Below are 18,564 nucleotides of genomic sequence, written 5' to 3' on the forward strand. Positions count from 1 at the left end.
ACCGCTGGTGCTCCCAGCAGACCTCACGCCAACTCGGCTGCCCAATCGGCGAAGCTCTGCCATCCCACCTCGGGGTAGAGCCGGCGCAGTTCACCGATGTTCGCGTCGTACCCCGTGTCGGTCAGGAAGCGGAACATAGCCCGCATGTCCGGCGATGCGATGGCGTCCGCGTCGGACGCATGGGCCTGCACGGGCGTGCCGAGGACCTCACCGAGCACCTCGGCCATGCGACGTGGCGTCGGATCATCCGACGCCAGGTCGATTCTTGTCCGGGCAAATCGGTCCGGATCGTCGAACACGAGGGCGACGAACCGACCGAGGTCTCGCCGCGACAACTGCTGCAGCGGGGTATCGACCGGCAGAAGCAGATCGAGTCGGCCTCCGCGGATGCCGTCGAGTCCACCGAGCAGGTTGTCATAGAAGTAGGTCGGCCCGACGATCGTGTACGAGACCGAGGATTCTCGCAGCAACCTCTCGGTCACCGCTGTCTGGGAAGGATATGCGTGCGGCCCGTACACCGGCACCCCGTTCGACATTCGGTCCGTGACCGAGAAAGTATATGGATCGCCCCGTCCTCCTCGAGAATCCGCACCTAGGGCGGAGATCGGCTGGCAGAACCGGGTCACCGCCGCAATACCGACACCGGTACTGGCCGTGACAGGGGTCGTCCTGCTCGGATTGATCGGGTGGGGCATCGTGACCTTCCGTCGAAGGTGGTCCGGCGGAACGCGCCAGCGCTAGCGGTGACTGCTGCCGATGATTTTGCGGCCGTCGCGGTGTCAGTATTTGGTATGAGAACACTCGCGATCACCCAGAACATCACCCTCGACGGCTCCATCGAGATGCTCGGCGACTGGTTCGACCCCGCGGACCAGGATCCGCAGCTGCTGGAGGCGACCCGCCGGCAGTCCGAGCGCACGGACGCGATGTTGCTGGGTCGGCAGACGTTCGAGGACTTCCGCGGCTATTGGCCCCGACAGACCGACGACCAGACGGGGATCACCGACGAGCTGAACCAGATTCACAAGTACGTCGTCTCCTCGACCATGGCCGACCCCCAGTGGCAGAACTCGACCGTGCTCACGGGCGATTGGATCGCCCGGGTGCGGGCCTTGAAAGGGCAGGAGGGGGCCACATCGTGGTCACGGGCAGCATCATGCTGACGCATGCCCTGATCGAGTCCGGCCTGGTCGACGAGTACCGGCTGTTCGTGTACCCCGCCGTCCAAGGTCGGGGACGAAGGCTGTTCCCCGACGGGTACGAGATGCCGAGGCTGGAACTGGTGGAGGCCCGGGGCTTCCAGAACGGCGTCTCTCTGCTGCACTACACCGTCTGAGTACACCACCCAGGGCCCTCAGCGGACGACGGTTTCCCAGCAGGCGATCCCGCCGGGACCGTTCCGGATAGGCAGTTTCACCGTTCCGGCTCCGGATGTCGCCGCTCCCGCTCCGCGTCAGCAGGAGCCGTGAGCGTGGTGGTGGTCGTCGGTGTGGGACACGGTAGAACCCGCAACACCGCACGGTGTCACGGGTAGCCGTGAAGTACATACATCTCCAACACCAGCCACGTCAGTGGTAGGAAGCACGAGATCTATGTAGACGCTGCATCAGCACCGTCACCGATATCGGCGTGCTGGACGTCCGCGGCGACCACTTCAGCGTGCGCGAGTGGGCGCCGGGCGTGTCGATCGACCACGAACAGCTCGCAAGCCTGCTGCATCCTGCCTGACGTACTGCCGCTCGTGGGTATCGGAAACGGCGAGCATCTTCCCTGCCCTACGGAATCCACCGCGAATCTTTATCAGCCGGCTCCTCACTGCCCGACTGTCTGTCGAATACCGCGATACAAATGTGTATCGCGGTATTCGTTTCTGGATTACTTTTGATCTTTTGTTTCCCGATCCCCGTTCCGGCATTTGCGGTTCAGGTCACCGCATTGATGGCTCTTCACAATGCAGGGTGTAGTCGGGGCGGGGCGTCGGCGATACTGTGGGCGGTGTGACCGGCCGGTGACGGTAGAGCAGGTGTGGGGCCGGCCCGCCATTGCTGAGCTGCCAGACCGGCTGGCCACGGCGGACGGACCGCACGAGATGCTGACGCTGCTCGAGGAGGAGCTCATGCGACGGTTGTGCGAGACCGCCGGCCTGGGGCTGGTCCGCGATACGAGCAGCGTCATCGCGGCGACCAGCGGGGCGGTGGCGATCGGCGACCTGAGCGTGGCAGCCGCTGTCAGCACCACTCATCTGGCACAGCGGTTCAAGACACTCATCGGCGTCACGCCGAAGCGGCTGGCCCGCTCCTACCGCTTCACCGCCACCGTGTTCGCGATCAACCCCGCCAGAGACCGATCGACTGGGCCGACCTCGCCGGTGGCGCAGGCTACTTCGACCAGGCCCACTTCGGCCACGAGTTCCGGGCGTTCACCGGGCTCACGCCGACACGGTACGTCGAAGTCCGGCGGCGGTTCCTGCGCGAACATCCCGGCCACGCGCTGGACAGCTGGCCGCTGCCGGCCGATTGATTTCTTACACGAGCGACAGCTCACGACACGCTAATGTGGGGGCACCCCAAAGCGGAGGAGAGCCCCGTGGGCACGGTGGTCATGTACAGCTCGGTGTCGGTGGACGGCTTCGTCGCGGACGAGCACGACCAGCCCGGACCGCTGTTCGACTGGTTGTCCAACGGTGACGTCCCGTTGGACGAGAGCGGCGAGATCAAGGTGTCGCAGAGATCCTACGATTACACCCGGCCGTACTGGGACCAGATCGGGGCGACACTCGTCGGCCGCCACGTCTTCGACCTGACGGACGGCTGGGACGGGAAGCCTCCGAGCGGGATCGACCACGTGGTCGTCGTGACGCACCGGCCGCAGCCCGAGGGCTGGGACCCCGAGGCGCCGTTTCACTTCGTCGACGGCGTCGAGGCAGCGGTGGCCAAGGCGCAGGAGCTTGCGGGTGACCGCATCGTCGAGGTCGCCGCTGGTGACGTCGGTGGCCAGGTGCTTGCCGCAGGTTTGGTCGACGAGGTGCGCATGGACGTCGTACCCGTGGTGTTCGGGTCCGGCAAGCGCTACCTCGGGTCGGTTCACGCGCAGCACCTGTTGGAGGATCCTGACGTGGTGATTCAGGGCAACCGGGTGCTTCACCTGCGCTATCGGGTGCGCCGTTGACCGATCTGAGCGGGTACGCGAAGAAGTCCACTGCGAACGGTGACACAAGATCGGGCCTCCGGCTGCGTGTGCGCATCGCTGTCCCTGGTCGGGCAGCCGACGCCGCATCGACCGACCGGGAGTCCGTGAACCCTTCCGATCATCGGGGCCCTCGCAGGGATCTCGCGTGCCTTGGCCAGATGTCATCACGGGTGCGTACGGTGGCCTGGTGACCGAACACTCTCGCCGTGTCGACGTCGTCTTCGCGCCCGGGACGGTGGCGCACTGCGGAACCACGGAGGAACTTCTCGGCCGCGCCCTGGACGCGCGCGGCCTCACCGGCGCTCTGATATTCGCCGCGGACACCGCGGACTTCGAGCGCGCCGTGCAGTCGGCGGCGAGCCGAGGAGAGTTCGTCGTCGTGCCGGGCGCCGGGGCAGTGTTCGCCGCGCCGGCCTGCGGGGCGATCCGCGTCGATCTCGCGGAGTGCGAAGCGGACCGCTCGGACGGCACCCGGGTGCACATCCGCGGACGCGGACTCGACGGACTCCGCTTCGCCGTCGACAGCTGGTACCACCACCGCTTCCACGCCGGGACCATGTTCCGCTACGGCGACCACCCCGATCAGCGCGCCGAACTGCGGATCCCCGACGGCGCGGGGCCCTTCCCCGTCGCCGTGCTGGTTCACGGCGGATATTGGCGCCCCCGTTGGGAGTTCGACCTGATGGACGGTCTGGCGGTCGACCTTACGGCCCGGGGGTACGTGACATGGAATGTCGAGTACCGGCGCTCCGCGGAAAACCGGTGGGCAGCGATGGCGTCCGATGTCGCCGACGCCGTGCAGGCCGCCGGGACCGTCCCGGAGGCGGACCCGGGGCGCGTCGTGATCCTCGGGCACTCCGCCGGCGGACAACTCGCGCTGCGCGCCGCCGCCGACGCCGTGTCCGACGGGGCGGCGGTGCGCCCGGCCTTGGCGGTCAGCCTCGCGGGGGTGCTGAATCTGCGGCTCGCCGACGAACGCCGGCTCGGCGAGGGCGCGGTGGCCGACGCCGTCGGCAGCCACTGGGTGGACGACCGGGCGATCTACGCGCGGTCGTCACCGATCCAGCGACTGCCGCTCGGCGTCCCGCAATTGGTGGCGTGCGCCGTCGGCGACGAACCGGACCTGCTGGAGATGAGCAGACAGTATTACGACGCCGCAGCGGCAACGCCCGACGACGTCGCCGCGATCGAGGGTCCCGGCGATCATTTCGCCGTCATCGATCCGGGCAGCGACATCTGGCGAAGCGTCGTCGAGGCGGTCGATTCCCGGCTCAGACCTCGGACAGCGTCGACTCCGCCGGTCGCTGGGCGGCGCCCGCGCGACCACGCAGCAGGTCCGCGCAGCGCTCGGCCATCGTCATCACCGTGATATTGGGGTTGACGTGCGGCAGTTTCGGCATCGCGGACGCGTCGACGACCCGCAGTCCCCGCACGCCCTTGACGCGCAGTTCCGGATCGAGCACCGCCATCGGGTCGTCGGCGCTGCCCATTCGTGCCGTGCCCGCGGGGTGATAGACCGTGTTGTGGGTCTTGTGGATGTAGTCGAGGATGTCCTCGTCGGTCACCGCGTCCGGGCCGGGCGCCAGTTCACGGGCGATCCACCCGCGGAGCGCCTTCTGCTCGGCGATGGTCCGGGCCAGTTTCACCCCGGCCAGCATCACCCGGTCGTCGTGGCCCTCGCTGTCGGTGAAATACCGGGGGTCGACCTTCGCGCGGTCGCGGAAGTCGCGGGACCGCAGCCGCACCGTTCCGCGGGACCGGCCCTGGGTGACGTTGGGGGTCAGGCAGAATCCGTTGTCCGTGGTGGGGTATCCCCAGCGCAGGGTGTTCATGTCGAAGGGAACGCTGCCGTAGTGCATCATCAGATCTGGGTGATTCAGGCCCTCCTGCGTGGTCGCGAACAGGCCGATCTCCCACCACTGTGTGGACTCGGTGACCATCGGCCGGGACGCCTCCCAGAAGACGAGGCCCTCCACATGGTCGTCGAGGTTCGATCCGACGCCGGGTGAATCGACGCGGACGGGAATGCCGAACTCGGCGAGATGCGCCGCGGGGCCGATTCCGGAGAGCATCAACAACTTCGGGGTGTCGATGGCGCCCGCCGTGACGATCACCTCCCGCCGGGCCGACACCGTGTCGTAGCCGGTGAGATCCGGGCGTTGGTACCGCACGCCCGTCGCCGTCCGCTGCTCGTCGAACAGGATCTCGCTGACCCAGCAGCCGGTCCGGACCTCCAGGTTGGGCCGGGTGCCGAGGATCGGGTGCAGGTAGGCGTGCGACGACGACATCCGGGTGCCGTCCTCCGCCGCGTTGATCTGGAACCACCCGGCGCCGTTGAGCACCGTTCCGCCCCGGTTGAATGCGACGGTGGGCAGACCCACCGCGGCGGCGGCGTCGAGAACCGCGTGCCCGCACGGGTCGTTCGGCGGGACGTCCCGCAATCGCACCGGACCGCTGCGGCCGTGCCCCTCGCCGGGGGCGTCGTTGCTCTCCAGCCGGCTCACGTACGGGAGGATGTCGCGCGCCGCCCACCCCGACGCACCCATCGCCGCCCAGTCGTCCAGGACCTCCGCCGGCGGCCAGAACGCGATACACGAATTGTGGGACGAGCACCCGCCGAGCACCTTCGCCCGAGCGTGCCGCATGAAGCTGTTGCCCCGCTCCTGCGGCTCGACGGGATAGTCCCAGTCGTATCCGGAGTCCAGCAAGTGCATCCACTGCGACAGCTCGAGGATCGCCCGGTCGCCGACGTCCGACGGTCCGGCCTCGAGCAGGCACACCGTCACCGACGGATCCTCACTGAGGCGCGCGGCGAGAACACACCCCGCACTGCCACCCCCGGCGATCACGTAGTCGAATTCCACTGCAGTGCTCCGCAATTCGTCGTCGGTCATCGGGCAAGCTCCTTGTCGATGGGTTCGGATTCCGGCGCGGGCGGGACCACCGCCGCGCAGTGTGAGGTCAGCGTGCCGATGTGGTGGCGGCCGGTGGTGAGGTACCACAGCAGACCGAACCCGAGGATGACGCCGATGTAGACGAAGGCGCCCCAGGTGTTGTACCAAGGTTCCCCGTACACGGCTTCACGGGGCCAGGCGAGGTTGACGGCCATGCCGATTCCCCACACGACGGCGACGATGTTGACGGGCATCCCCCACTTACCCATCGTGAAGTAGCCGCCCTCCTTCAAGTCTCGGGGCGGCCACTCGCCGCGCAGCCTCTTCGTCAGCATCGGACCGATGACCATGAGGTAGGCGAGGTAGATCATGATGATCGCGATCGAGGTGAGCACCGTGAAGATGTGCGGTTGGCCGATGTTGATCACCAGGATGAGCGCGGCCACCACTCCGATCGTCACCGCGGGCACGACGGGCGTCCGCGTCTTCGGATGAACGCGAGCGAGCCGCTCCCCGAACGGGAGTGCGTTGTCGCGTGCCATCGCGAACGTCAGCCTGATCGCGGCGGTGTGCACGGCGAGCGAGCAGACGGTGACCGCGATGACGATGCAGACCAGGAAAATCGTGCCCAGCGGACCCCACATCACCTGCTCCACGATGTACTGGAGGCTGCCGTCCGACGCGCCGATCTTCGGATCGTCCAGGTCGGGTGCCGCCATCACGGCGAAGACCAGGATCGCACCGCCGATCACGAACGACGCCAGGATCGCTCGCAGAATGGCCTTGGGGGCGGTGCGGCGTGGTTCCACCGTCTCCTCGCCCAGCGAACTCGCGGTGTCGAATCCGTACATCACGTAGCCCGATGCCAGGGTGGCCACCAGGAACGCGCCGAGGTATCCATCGCTTTCGCCGGCACCGTACCCGTGGGTGGAGAAGAACACCTGCGGGCCGCGGGTCGCGTGGGCGGCGAGGATGATCGCGATCAGGACGGCGGCGATCAGCTCGATGAACACTCCCGCACTGTTGATCATCGCCATCAGCCGGACCCCGAGCGCGTTGACGACGGTGGTGAACGCGATCATCACCGTGCCGAGTACGACGGCGTTGGTGGCGAAGTCGTGTTCGCCGGTGCCGTCGCCGATGATCTGGAAGCCGCTCCACAGGCGCGGCAGATTGAGCTGCAGCGCCAGCACGACGGCCGACAGGGTGACGATCGACGCGGTGAGCATCAGCCACCCGGCGGACCATCCCACCACCCTGCTGCCGAGCGTCTTCGCCCAGTTGTACACCGAGCCCGCGATCGGGTACTTGGCGGCCAGCTCCATGAAGCACAGTGCCACCGCGAGCTGGCCGACGAACACCAGCGGCCACGACCACAGGTACGCGGGGCCGGCGGTGCCGAAACCGAAGTAGAACAACTGAAACGTGCCGGTCAGGATGGAGATGTAACTGACGCCGGCGGCGAAGCTCGCGAACTTGCCGATGCTGCGGTCGAGGGACTCCTTGTAGCCGAAATCTTCGAGTCCGCTGTCGTGATCGCCGGTCGTGTTGTCGGTACTGGTCATTCGATCACTTCCTGAGAAGTCGATTGGGTCTGCACGCGTACCCTCCGGGAGCGTGTCAGGGCGCGGTGAACCAACCCGCGACAGGTGAGGTGGTGTTGTTCCAGATGTGCTTGGTCTCCTGGTATTCGGAGAGCCCGGCGGGCCCGAGTTCGCGTCCGTTGCCGGACTTCTTGAACCCGCCCCACTCCGCCGCGGCCGTGTAGTAGCCGAAGTCGTTGAGCCACACCGTTCCGTGGCGCAGGCGGCGCACCACGCGCTCGCCGCGGGCGGCGTCCGAAGTCCGTACGCCGGCGGCGAGTCCGAACTCGGTGTCGTTGCCGAGCCGGACGGCGTCCTCCTCCGTGGTGAAACGCTCGACCGTGAGAATGGGTCCGAACGTCTCCTCCTGCACGATGCGCATGGAGCGGTCGCAGTGGTCGAAGATGGTGGGCAGGTAGTAGCTGCCGGCGTCGAGTGCGGGATCGGCAGGCCGGGATCCTCCCGTCCGGAGCGTCGCTCCTTCGGAGATTCCCAGTGCCACATAGGATTTAATCTTGTCGCGCTGCGCCGTCGACACCAGCGGCCCGGTCTCACTGCCGGGATCGAGGCCCGGTCCGATGCGGATGGCCTCGGCTCGCGAGACGAGAGCGGCCACGAAGTCGTCGGCGATCGACTCCTCGACGATCAGCCGCGTCCCGGCCGAGCACACCTGCCCCGAGTGCAGGAACACGCCGGTGAGCACCTGGTCGACCGACGACTCCCAGTCGGCGTCCGCGAACACGATGTGCGGATTCTTGCCGCCCAGTTCCACCGCCACCTTCGTGACGTGCTTCGCGGCGGTTTCCAGGATGGTCGCCCCGGTCGCCAGTCCGCCGGTGAACGAGATGAAGTCGACGTCGCCGGTGTCGGTCAGCGCGGGACCGAGGTCGGCGCCGCTGCCCTGCACGAGGTTGACGACGCCCGCGGGCGCACCGGCCTCCTCGACGAGCCGCGCGAACGCGATGGTGCTGAGCGGTGTGACTTCACTGGGTTTGAGCACCATCGTGCATCCGGCTGCCAGCGCCGGCGCCACCTTCCAGGAGATCTGGAGCAGCGGGTAGTTCCACGGCGCGATGAGGACGCAGACCCCGATCGGTTCGTGGACCACCCGGGAGACGACGGCGGGGTCGCCCACGTCGACGACGCGGTCGGTCGAGACGAGGGCCAACCGGGCGTAGTAGCGGAACACCGAGACGACGTCGTCGATGTCGATGCGGCTCTCCGCCAGCGTCTTACCGGTGTCGAGTGTCTCGATGCGAGCCAGTTCCTCCTTGTCCCGCTCGAGCAGGTCGGCGATCCGCGACAGCAGCGCGCACCGATCCGCGACGGGCGTCGCCGGCCAGTCCCCGGCGTCGAACGTCGCGCGGGCGGCGGCAACGGCCCTCGCGGCGTCCGCCGGCGATGCCTCGTCGACGGTGGCGATCACGGCGCCGGTCGCCGGGTCGATGCAGTCGCGGGTGCGGCCCGACGTCGCAGCGACCCACTGCCCTGCGATGAAATTCGCCGCTCCGAACAACCTCGGGGTGTCGAGTTCCTCCGATAGTGCCGACATGTTCATGGTGTGTCCGAAACCCTTTCGTGTGCAGACTTCTTCGATGTTCCGACGATGAGCGGATCGCGGGAGACGTCCCGGTACAGCGAGAAGCACAGCCCGATCATCACGAGGAGGAAGGGCGCAGCCGCGATGATGGTCATCGTCTGCAGTCCCTGCAGGGCGTCCGAGCCACCGGTCCAGAGGATGAGCGCCGCGGTGCCCCCGGTGAGGGTGCCCCAGAAGATGACGACCCACGTGCTCGGCTCCCGCGCGCCTCGTTGCGAGAGAGTGCCCATCACCAGCGACGCGGCGTCGGCGCCGGACACGAAGAAGATCGCGACCAGCACCATGACCAGGACTGTGGCGAACCCCGTCAACGGAAGGTGGTCGAGCATTCCGAACAGCTGGCCCTCCGTCGAGGACTTCGACGCCAGATCGACGCCGTCCTGCTGCTGCCCGATGCCGGCGCCGCCGAACACCGCGAACCACACCAGGCTGACCGAGGTGGGGATGACGATCACGCCGATGACGAACTGCCGGATCGTGCGGCCTCGGCTGATGCGGGCGAGGAACATCCCGACGAAGGGAGTCCACGACACCCACCACGCCCAGTAGAAGATCGTCCACGACGACAGCCAGGACGCGGTGTCGTCACCGGCGCTCGCCGCCGTTCGTCCCGACATGGTGGTGAGCTGCGCCGCGTAGTCCGCGATCGCAGTGGGAAGCAGGTTGAGGATGAGCACCGTCGGACCGAGCACGAAGACGAACAGCGCGAGGACCACGGCCAGCACCATGTTGATGTTGGACAGCCAGTGGATGCCGCGCGCGACACCCGAGACCGCCGAACCGACGAACGCGAAGGTGAGCAGTCCGACGAGGGCGACGAGCGCGAACGTGCCGACGTGCCCCATCCAGCCGATGATCTCGAGCCCGGAACCGATCTGCAGTGCCCCGAGCCCGAGCGACGCGGCGGTGCCGAACATCGTCGCGATGATGGCGAGGACGTCGATGACCTTGCCGGCCGCCCCCTCCGACCGCCGTCCGAGGAGCGGGAAGAACGCGGCGCTGATGAGTTGTTTGCGTCCGCGCCGGTAGGAGCCGTAGGCGATGGACAATCCGACGACCGCGTAGATCGCCCACGGGTGCAGTCCCCAGTGAAACATCGTCGTGGCCATCGCCGAACCGACGGAACCGTCTGTTCCCGGCGCCGGGCTCACCATGTGGGCGAGGGGTTCGGCGACGCCGTAGAACATCAGGCCGATGCCCATCCCGGCACTGAACATCATCGCGATCCAGCTCACCGTGCGGAACTCCGGCTTCTCGCCGTCGCGGCCGAGCGGTATCCGCCCGTACCGGGAGAAGGCGAGGAACAGTGAGAAGACGACGAACGCCGACGACGCGGCGATGAACAGCCAGCCGAGGTCGGCCACCACCCAGTCCAGTGCGGCCGCCGACATCTCCCCGAGGCTGTCCGGAGCCAGCAGCCCCCACAGGATCAGTCCGATGCCGAGCGCCGCGGCCGCACCGAACACCACCTTGTCGACGCTCCCCCGCTCCTCGCCGTCGACGGATGCCGCCGGCTCCGGCGCCTGCACCCGAGGAGGATCGGTCACCCTCGGTTGTTCGCCGGCGTACGTCATCGCGGATCCCCGCTCAGCCTTTCGAGTAGCCAGTCGTGGAATTCGCCGATGTGGTGTTCCGCCGGCACCAGCACACCCCCGTTGCGGTACGCCTTCGACGACATCGTGGGTTGCGTCCGCTCGCAGGCATCGAAATCCTGCTGGTTGACCCGGTGGAAGAGTTCGACGGAACGGGACACGTCCCTGCCCGACGCGGTCACGTCCGGCGCGTACAGCCAGTCGCATTCGACGATGGTGCGGTCTGCGGACACGGGGAACATCCGGTGGAAGATGACGTGGTCGGGGACGAGGTTGATGAAGACCTGGGGACGGATCGTGATGGCGTAGTACTTGCGGTCCTGCTCGGGGCTGATACCCGACAGCGACTCGAATCCGCCGCTGCCGTCGACGGTGAAACCCTCGACGTCCTCACCGAACGCGGCGCCGTGCCCCACGAAGTACTGTGCGGCAAGGCCGTCCGCGAACTCCGGGAGCACCTCGGTGAGCTCGGGGTGGATGGTCGCGCAGTGGTAGCACTCCATGAAGTTCTCGATGATCAGCTTCCAGTTGGCCGCGACGTCGTAGACGATCCGGCGGCCGAGTTCGAGGCTGCCGATCTGGTACCGATCGATGGCGCCCGGATCTCCGAGTCGTTCGGTCACGGCTCCGACGACTTCGTCCTCGAACGACGGCGGGTCGTCGGCCAGGCACACCCAGGCGTACCCGAGCCACTCGCGGATCGCGACCGGGATCAGTCCGTACCGGACCCTGTCGATGTCGGCACCGGTCTCGTCCCGCAACGCGGCCATGTTGGGGGCGGCCACCAGTTTGCCGTCGAGTCCGTACGTCCACGCGTGGTACGGACACTGCAGGTTCCTGCGGATCTGCCCTTCGTCCTCGGTGCACAGCATGGCACCGCGATGCCGGCAGATGTTGAGGAAGGCGCGGAGTTCGCCGTCGCGGCCTCGGACGAGGAGAACACTCTCCCGGCCCACCGTGATCTTCTTGAAGGCTCCGGGATCGGCGAGGTCGGCAGCGCGGACGGCGCAGAACCACATCGCCTCGAACAGGTTCTCCTGTTCGTCCGTGAAGATGTCGGAGTCGGTGTAATACCGGCCTCCCAGGGTGGGGATCAGTGCCGGGGCGGGGGCTTGGATCTCCGGAGCGGACATAGATGTCACCGTTTCTTTCGTTGCCGGGAAAGATGCGTTCGGTCGAGCTGTGACCTGAAGTGTGTGTGCGTATGGGGCGCAGATCGCAGTAGGCGTCGTTGCCGAGCGAGACGACATACGTGCCCGATCCTCGGTGACCGGTCGAACAGCCGACAGCTGTTCTCCGCCGAGCCACCGCGGCGTCGGCATTGTTGCGTCATCAGCAACGCTATGCGATTTACACAACTTAGACTGTGGGCCGCAGACGTGTCAAACATCACATTCGACACTTCTTTCGCAGACGCGACACGGCCGAAACACCGCGTTAACCGCGGACGTCCGAAACCCGTCAAATGGGACTATCTACTTGTCCCTCGTTGGGCGAGAGGCACTTCCGGCGCTCAGTCGCCTTCGCCGGCGGATTGCTGCGCTTCGATCCGCACGACGGCTTCGGCGAGTTCGAGCGCCACCGCTTCGAACCGTTCGGGCGCGAGCCGGTACTCGGGGCCGGACACACAGATCGAGGCGACGATCCGCTTCGTGACCTGACTGCGCACGGGCACGGCGATGGAATGGAGACCCGCTTCGAGCTCCTCGGCGGTGGACGCCCATCCGCGCGACCGCACGTGCTCGAGTTCGACGTCGAACGCCCGGAAATCGGTGATCGTATTAGGAGTGAGCGCCTCGAGACGCGGCCCCAACCGGCTCCGGAGCTGACCGGACGTCATCTCCGAGACCAGGACCTTGCCGGTCGCGGTCGCGTGCGCCGGGCTGACCTGACCCACCCACGTACGCAGCGCCACGTGCCGATCACTGCGAGCCTCGAGCACGTTGATGGTCGCCGCGCCGTCCAGCACGGCCAGGTTGACCGTCTCCCCGAAGGCGTCGGCCAGCCGGTCGCATTCCGGCTGCGCAACCTCGACGAGCCCGCTCTGCGCGACCGTGGCCTCGGCCAGCCGAACGACCGCGAACCCGAGCTGGTACTTGCCGCGGACGCCCGCTTCCTCCACGAACCCACGTTGCTGCAGCGACGCGATCAGGCGCGACACGGTCGATTTGTGCACGCCGAGCCGCACGGCGATCTCCGAGGCGCCCACCCGGCCTTCCGCCGCGACGATCTCGAGCACGTCGATGGCCCGTTCCACCGCGTGCACGGTCTTCGCTTTTCCCTCGGCACCCTGGGCCGCGGGCGCCGTTGCCTCGGATTCACTCATGCCCCGAGGTTATGCCCACCGACTTCCGCCACGCAGTTTTTACACGCGAGTGCTTGACACCCAGGGGGCGCAGCGGAGAGCATTGTGTTGCACACCACGCAAGTCGTCGCGCATAGCGCAACAACTGCTCCACAACTTGTCCTTCCTCCCCGACGCTTCCGGAGGTATCGAGTGATTCTCGATAACGATTCCCCAGTTGTGATCCATCCCGGCACCACACTGTTCCCAGTGTGCGAGCTCGTGACACTGCCCGTGGGCGAAGTAGTCACGGTGACGCCGCCGGGAATGGCCCCCATCTCCGTCTTCCACACCTCCGACGGTCTGTACGCCATCGACGACACGTGCACTCACCAGGACGCCTCACTCGCCGACGGCTGGGTCGAGGGCTGCACCGTCGAGTGCCCGCTCCACGAAGCGTGCTTCGACCTGCGCACCGGAGTGCCCTCCGGCCCGCCGGCCAAGATCGCCGTCCGCACGCACGACGTGTCGATCGTCGACGGCACCGTGCTGGTCCATCTCGAACAGAAGGGCGACACGCGATGAATGCTGTCCCGAATTCCGTTGTAGTACTGGGCGCTTCGCTCGCCGGACTGTCGGCGGTGCGTGCGCTTCGCGAGAAGGGGTTCGCGGGCCGCCTCGTCGTGGCCGGCAGCGAACAGTCCTTTCCCTACGACCGACCGCCGCTGTCGAAGGAGTTCCTCACCGGCGAGGTGACGGACCAGGATCTGTTGCTGATGAACAGCGACGACGACACCCTCGACGTCGAGTGGCGCATGAACAGCACGGCGACCGGCCTGGTTCGCTCCCCGGACGGAATGCACCGCGTCACCTTCGACGACGGATCCCACCTCGACGCCGACGCCGTGATCGTCGCGACCGGTGCGCGTGCGCGAACTCTGCCCGGACACTCCGGCCTGGCCGGGGTACACACCCTCCGATCGGTCGACGACGCACGTGCACTTCGGGAATCACTCTCGATAGCGCGGAACCTCGTGATCGTGGGAGCCGGTTTCATCGGAGCGGAGGTGGCCTCCAGCGCCGCCGGCATGAGCCTGGCCGTCACCGTCGTCGAGGCGTCGCCGACCCCCCTGTCCGGCCCCCTCGGCATCGAACTCGGCGCCATCTGCGCGGGACAGCACGCCGCGCACGGCGTCCGACTCCTCACCGGCGCGGTCGTCGACGCCCTGCTGGGCGACGGCGCAGTCGAAGCCGTCCGGCTCAGTGACGGAACGGTCCTGCCCGCGGACGCCGTGGTGGTCGGGATCGGGGCCGTCCCCAACGTCGAGTGGGCCTGCGATTCGGAACTGATGATCGACGACGGCTTCCTCACCGACTCGTCGTGCCGCACGAACCTCCCCGGTGTCTACGCGATCGGCGACTGCGCACGGTCATTCGACGACACCCACCAGATTCACCACCGGAGCGAACACTGGAGCAATGCCGTCGCGCAGGCCGCGACAGTGGCGGACACGATCATGGCGACGCCGACCGGGCCCGCCGCGATCCCGTACTTCTGGTCCCACCAGTACGGCAAGATGCTGCAGTTCGCCGGTACGCGACACAGCACCGACGAGGTGCGGTTCGTCGACGGGGACCCCGGAACCGACTCGTTCGTGGCCACCTACGACCGGAACGGCGACACCGTCGGTGTCTTCGCGATGAACAACCCCCGCCTGTTCACCCGGTACAAGAAGCAACTCGCCAGGTCGCGGGCCTGATGCCGGCGCTACGTGACGGCATAGCCCAATCGGCTGCTGATCTGCTGGGAAGTGTCGAGTGCGGCGCGGGCGACTTCCTCGAACCGTTCCGGCAGCAGCCGGTACGCCGGACCGGACACACTCAGGGCCGCAATCATTTTCGACGTGTAGTCGCGGACCGGAACGGAGATGGCGTTCAGCCCCAGTTCGAGTTCCTCCTCGGACTCCGCCCAGCCCCGTTCGCGAATAGTAATCAGCGACTCCACGAGCGCCTGCACATCCGTGAGAGTTTTGGACGTGAGCGCAATCGGAGTTTCTCCCACGCGCTCCGCAATGTCACTGTCGGACAATTCCGTCAGCAACAATTTTCCACTCGCCGTCGCATGCGCCGGACTGCTCTGCCCCACCCACGTACTGGTACCGACGCCGGACGGACCGTCTGCTTTGACGATGCTCACCGAGCGATCGCCGTCGAGTATCGACACATTCACGCTCTCACCGACTGTTTCCGCGAGTTCGGCGCACAATTCCTGACTCTGCCGCACCAGATCGCCGTCCGGCGACGCGGTGCGGGCAAGACGGACGATCGAATTTCCGAGTTGGAATTTTCCCCGGTTCTTCAATTGCGCGACGTAGCCTCTCGAATCCAGAACGGCCACGAGACGCGACGCAGTCGACTTGTGGACACCCAACTCATCGGCGATTTCCGTGACCCCGGCGGTCCCGAGTCTCGCCAGGATTTCGAGTACTGCCAGCGCGCGGTCCACTGACTGCACAGCCCCGGTCGGCCGGCTCCGATCCCCATTCGAGTTATCGTCCAATTCAGTCATCGCGACTATCAGGATAGGCGACATCACCGTGCGACGGTTACCTCCATCCACAACCGGTCCCGCAACGTCACAGCGGTCGCGCTGCGCAATTGCACCGAAATACGCCGAACGGTCGTCGTTTCCGGTATCCGATCACCATGGAATTAACCATAATTCGGGGTTGACCCGATATCGAACTCACACCTACTGTGTTGATATATCAGTTGTCGATAATGGCCCCATCCCACTCCGGCCCATTTCGAGAATCCCAGAAGTTTTCCGGCGCCGCTCGAGCACACACCGAACGAAAACCCTGACGCCGCCCACGCAATGACAGCACCCGTACTTCGCCACACACAGGCACCCACCCAACCAGGAGGACCATCATGGGGTCACCCCGCGTAGTGATCATCGGAGCCGGCATCGTCGGCGCGAATCTGGCCGACGAGCTCACCGCTCGCGGCTGGGATCGGATCACGGTTCTCGACCAGGGACCGTTGCCGCTCACCGGAGGCTCCACGTCGCACGCACCGGGCCTGGTGTTCCAGACGAACGCATCCAAGACGATGACCGAGTTCGCCCGGTACACGGTCGAGAAGTTCGTCGGACTCGACGTCGACGGGCAGTGGTGCTTCAACCAGATCGGCGGACTCGAAGTGGCCACCACCCCCGAGCGCCTGGCCGACCTGCACCGCAAGCAGGGGTGGGCGACGTCCTGGGGCATCGAGGGCAACGTCCTCGACCCGCAGGAGTGCGCGAAGCTCCACCCGCTGCTCGACGAGAAGCGGATCCTCGGCGGCCTGTACGTGGAGACCGACGGCCTCGCGAAAGCGTCGCGGGTCGTCGTCGCCCTCGCCCGCCGTGCGGAGGCGCGCGGTGCGGTATTCCAGGGTTCGACGAAGGTGATCGGAATCGAGCAGGCCGGCGGCAAGGTCACCGGCGTCGCCACCCCGAACGGAGTGATCCCCGCCGACATCGTCGTGTCCTGCGCCGGTTTCTGGGGGCCCGACATCGGCGCGATGGTCGGCATGGACGTCCCGCTACTGCCGCTGGCGCACCAGTACGCGAAAACCGACCTGATTCCCGAACTCGTCGGCCGCAACACCGAACTCGCCGAGGCGGGCTTCCCGATCCTGCGCCACCAGGACCAGGATCTCTACTTCCGCGAGCACGTCGACCGCCTCGGCATCGGCTCGTACGCACACCGACCGATGCCGGTGAACCTGCGCGACCTGGCCGAGAGCAGGGACGACGTCTCCGACGCCGACATGCCGTCGATGCTCCCCTTCACCGACGACGACTTCGCCCCGTCCTGGGAGGAGTGCAAGCGTCTGCTGCCGTGCCTCGAGTCCGCCAAGCTGGAGTCGGGTTTCAACGGCGTCTTCTCCTTCACCCCGGACGGCGGGCCCCTCATCGGGGAGTCCCCGGACGTCGCCGGATTCTGGATCGCCGAAGCCGTGTGGGTCACGCACTCCGCCGGCGTCGGCCGCGCCGTCGCGCAACTGCTCGTCGACGGCCGCTCCGACGTCGAACTGCACGGCTGCGACGTCCACCGGTTCGAGGACATCCAGATCGCACCCGACTATGTCAGCGAGACGTCGCAGCAGAACTTCGTCGAGATCTACGACGTGCTGCACCCGTTGCAGCCCAAGGAGTCTCCTCGCGACCTGCGGGTGAGCCCGTTCCACGCACGCCAGAAGGAACTCGGCGCCGCGTTCCTGGAGAGCTCCGGCTGGGAGCGCCCGCACTGGTTCGAGGCCAATGCTCGTCTGGTGCAGCAGCTTCCGGCCGAGTGGCAGCCGCCGGCCCGCGAACCGTGGGCGGCGAAGTTCCACTCCCCCATCGCCGCGGCCGAGGCCTGGAAGACCCGCACCTCGGTGGCGATGTACGACATGACGCCGCTGAAGCGACTGGAGATCAGCGGTCCCGGCGCACTCGAGCTTCTCGAGGGGTTGACGACCGGCAAGATGGACAAGTCCGTCGGGTCGGTGACGTACACCCTCGCCCTCGACGACGCCGGCGGCGTGCGCAGCGACCTCACCGTCACGCGACTGTCCGACAGCACCTTCCAGATCGGCGCCAACGGAAACCTGGACCTCGACTACTTCCGCAGGCAGGCTCCCGCCGACGGCAGCGTGCAGGTCCGCGACATCACCGGCGGCACGTGCTGCATCGGCCTGTGGGGTCCGCGCGCCCGCGACGTCGTGGAAGCGCTCAGCAGCGACGACTTCACCAATGAGAACTTCAAGTACTTCCGCTCCAAGCAGGTCCGGATCGGCGGGGTCCCCGTCACCGCCATGCGACTGTCGTACGTCGGCGAACTGGGCTGGGAACTGTACACGTCGGCCGACAACGGCCTGCGCCTGTGGGACCTGCTGTGGTCGGAGGGACAGAAGTACGAGGTGATCGCCGCCGGCCGGGCCGCGTTCAACAGCCTGCGGATGGAGAAGGGCTACCGCTCGTGGGGAGCCGACATGACCACAGAGCACAATCCGTACGAGGCCGGCCTGGGCTTCGCGGTCCGGCTGCAGAAGGGCGACTTCCGCGGGCGTGACGCACTGGACGGCGTCTCCGACGAGACGGTCGAACGGCGACTCGTCTGCCTCATGATCGACGACCGGACGTCGGTGGTCCTCGGCCACGAACCCGTCTTCGTCGACGGCGAACCCGCCGGGTACGTCACGAGTGCCGCATTCGGGCACACCGTCGGCGCCCCGATCGCCTACGCGTGGCTGCCCGCGACCGCGACGGTCGACACTTCCGTCGAGATCGAATACTTCGGTCGCCGCATTCCCGCCACGGTCGTGGCGGAACCGCTCGTCGACCCCGAGATGAAGAAGATCCGGTCGTGACGGGGACCGTGGAGAACGATCA

At 66.9% G+C, this 18,564-nt stretch carries 14 protein-coding genes and 1 pseudogene; 7 read left to right on the plus strand and 8 right to left on the minus strand.

The genetic code is table 11. The features are described 5' to 3' along the window. Positions 1–23: 23 nt before the first annotated feature. Positions 24–482 (minus strand): NmrA family NAD(P)-binding protein, encoded by a 459-nt coding sequence (locus RJ1_RS15575; protein WP_240319755.1) that lies wholly within the window; start codon positions 480–482, stop codon positions 24–26. A gap of 309 nt (positions 483–791) precedes the next feature. Between RJ1_RS15575 and RJ1_RS15580 the strand changes: the two are divergent. From RJ1_RS15580 to RJ1_RS15595, 4 genes and pseudogenes are all read left to right on the plus strand, one after another. Next, positions 792–1,336: pseudogene (locus tag RJ1_RS15580) on the plus strand (dihydrofolate reductase family protein). Between the two features lie 753 nt (positions 1,337–2,089). After that, positions 2,090–2,554, plus strand: coding sequence for a helix-turn-helix domain-containing protein (locus tag RJ1_RS15585; protein WP_205415357.1), 465 nt, complete (start codon positions 2,090–2,092; stop codon positions 2,552–2,554). Positions 2,555–2,586: 32 nt separating this feature from the next. Next, positions 2,587–3,168 carry a dihydrofolate reductase family protein gene (locus tag RJ1_RS15590; protein ID WP_073361270.1) on the plus strand — a complete coding sequence of 194 codons (582 nt, stop codon included), beginning with the start codon at positions 2,587–2,589 and terminating at the stop codon, positions 3,166–3,168. Positions 3,169–3,376: 208 nt separating this feature from the next. Beyond that, positions 3,377–4,558 carry an alpha/beta hydrolase family protein gene (locus tag RJ1_RS15595; protein WP_073361343.1) on the plus strand — a complete coding sequence of 394 codons (1,182 nt, stop codon included), beginning with the start codon at positions 3,377–3,379 and terminating at the stop codon, positions 4,556–4,558. Here the strand turns inward: RJ1_RS15595 and RJ1_RS15600 are convergent. The 6 genes from RJ1_RS15600 to RJ1_RS15625 all read right to left on the minus strand — a co-directional run bounded on the left by RJ1_RS15600 (position 4,461) and on the right by RJ1_RS15625 (position 13,184). Then, a complete protein-coding gene (locus RJ1_RS15600; protein WP_073361272.1) occupies positions 4,461–6,083 on the minus strand; it encodes a GMC family oxidoreductase in 1,623 nt (540 codons plus the stop codon). The two genes, RJ1_RS15595 and RJ1_RS15600, sit on opposite strands and share 98 nt — an antisense overlap. Then, positions 6,080–7,648 carry an APC family permease gene (locus RJ1_RS15605; RefSeq protein WP_073361274.1) on the minus strand — a complete coding sequence of 523 codons (1,569 nt, stop codon included), beginning with the start codon at positions 7,646–7,648 and terminating at the stop codon, positions 6,080–6,082. The genes RJ1_RS15600 and RJ1_RS15605 overlap by 4 nt, the downstream gene beginning before the upstream one ends. Positions 7,649–7,703: 55 nt before the next feature. Further along, on the minus strand, positions 7,704–9,224 hold the full coding sequence (locus RJ1_RS15610) for an aldehyde dehydrogenase family protein (RefSeq protein WP_073361276.1): 1,521 nt from the start codon (positions 9,222–9,224) through the stop codon (positions 7,704–7,706). Then, a complete protein-coding gene (locus RJ1_RS15615) occupies positions 9,221–10,840 on the minus strand; it encodes a BCCT family transporter (protein ID WP_083400476.1) in 1,620 nt (539 codons plus the stop codon). The genes RJ1_RS15610 and RJ1_RS15615 overlap by 4 nt, the downstream gene beginning before the upstream one ends. Further along, entirely contained in the window at positions 10,837–11,991 is a 1,155-nt protein-coding gene (locus tag RJ1_RS15620) for an aromatic ring-hydroxylating oxygenase subunit alpha (RefSeq protein ID WP_073361278.1), read from the minus strand. Before RJ1_RS15620 ends, RJ1_RS15615 begins: the two co-directional genes overlap by 4 nt. Positions 11,992–12,371: 380 nt before the next feature. After that, the gene (locus tag RJ1_RS15625) at positions 12,372–13,184 is read right to left on the minus strand and encodes an IclR family transcriptional regulator (protein WP_073361280.1); all 813 of its coding nucleotides are present in this window, start codon (positions 13,182–13,184) and stop codon (positions 12,372–12,374) included. A 198-nt stretch (positions 13,185–13,382) separates the two neighbouring features. Here RJ1_RS15625 and RJ1_RS15630 point away from each other — a divergent pair, with 198 nt between their 5' ends. After that, positions 13,383–13,727, plus strand: coding sequence for a bifunctional 3-phenylpropionate/cinnamic acid dioxygenase ferredoxin subunit (locus RJ1_RS15630; RefSeq protein WP_073361282.1), 345 nt, complete (start codon positions 13,383–13,385; stop codon positions 13,725–13,727). Continuing rightward, complete coding sequence (locus RJ1_RS15635; RefSeq protein ID WP_073361284.1) at positions 13,724–14,902, plus strand: NAD(P)/FAD-dependent oxidoreductase; 1,179 nt, start codon at positions 13,724–13,726, stop codon at positions 14,900–14,902. The genes RJ1_RS15630 and RJ1_RS15635 overlap by 4 nt, the downstream gene beginning before the upstream one ends. Positions 14,903–14,910: 8 nt before the next feature. Here the strand turns inward: RJ1_RS15635 and RJ1_RS15640 are convergent, their stop codons facing one another. Continuing rightward, positions 14,911–15,711, minus strand: coding sequence for an IclR family transcriptional regulator (locus tag RJ1_RS15640; protein WP_073361347.1), 801 nt, complete (start codon positions 15,709–15,711; stop codon positions 14,911–14,913). A gap of 365 nt (positions 15,712–16,076) precedes the next feature. Between RJ1_RS15640 and RJ1_RS15645 the strand changes: the two genes are divergently transcribed. Further along, complete coding sequence (locus RJ1_RS15645) at positions 16,077–18,542, plus strand: GcvT family protein (RefSeq protein WP_073361286.1); 2,466 nt, start codon at positions 16,077–16,079, stop codon at positions 18,540–18,542. The last annotated feature ends 22 nt before the right edge of the window (positions 18,543–18,564 follow it).

The sequence above is a fragment of the Rhodococcus jostii NBRC 16295 genome (genome assembly GCF_001894825.1).
Lineage (GTDB): Bacteria > Actinomycetota > Actinomycetes > Mycobacteriales > Mycobacteriaceae > Rhodococcus_F > Rhodococcus_F jostii.

Coding starts and splice junctions, on each gene's coding strand:
- RJ1_RS15585 (WP_205415357.1), top strand. CDS start 2,090: ATGCTGACGCTGCTCGAGGAGGAGCTCATGCGACGGTTGTGCGAGACC.
- RJ1_RS15600 (WP_073361272.1), bottom strand. CDS start 6,083: ATGACCGACGACGAATTGCGGAGCACTGCAGTGGAATTCGACTACGTG.
- RJ1_RS15605 (WP_073361274.1), bottom strand. CDS start 7,648: ATGACCAGTACCGACAACACGACCGGCGATCACGACAGCGGACTCGAA.
- RJ1_RS15610 (WP_073361276.1), bottom strand. CDS start 9,224: ATGAACATGTCGGCACTATCGGAGGAACTCGACACCCCGAGGTTGTTC.
- RJ1_RS15615 (WP_083400476.1), bottom strand. CDS start 10,840: ATGACGTACGCCGGCGAACAACCGAGGGTGACCGATCCTCCTCGGGTG.
- RJ1_RS15620 (WP_073361278.1), bottom strand. CDS start 11,991: ATGTCCGCTCCGGAGATCCAAGCCCCCGCCCCGGCACTGATCCCCACC.
- RJ1_RS15625 (WP_073361280.1), bottom strand. CDS start 13,184: ATGAGTGAATCCGAGGCAACGGCGCCCGCGGCCCAGGGTGCCGAGGGA.
- RJ1_RS15635 (WP_073361284.1), top strand. CDS start 13,724: ATGAATGCTGTCCCGAATTCCGTTGTAGTACTGGGCGCTTCGCTCGCC.
- RJ1_RS15640 (WP_073361347.1), bottom strand. CDS start 15,711: ATGACTGAATTGGACGATAACTCGAATGGGGATCGGAGCCGGCCGACC.
- RJ1_RS15645 (WP_073361286.1), top strand. CDS start 16,077: ATGGGGTCACCCCGCGTAGTGATCATCGGAGCCGGCATCGTCGGCGCG.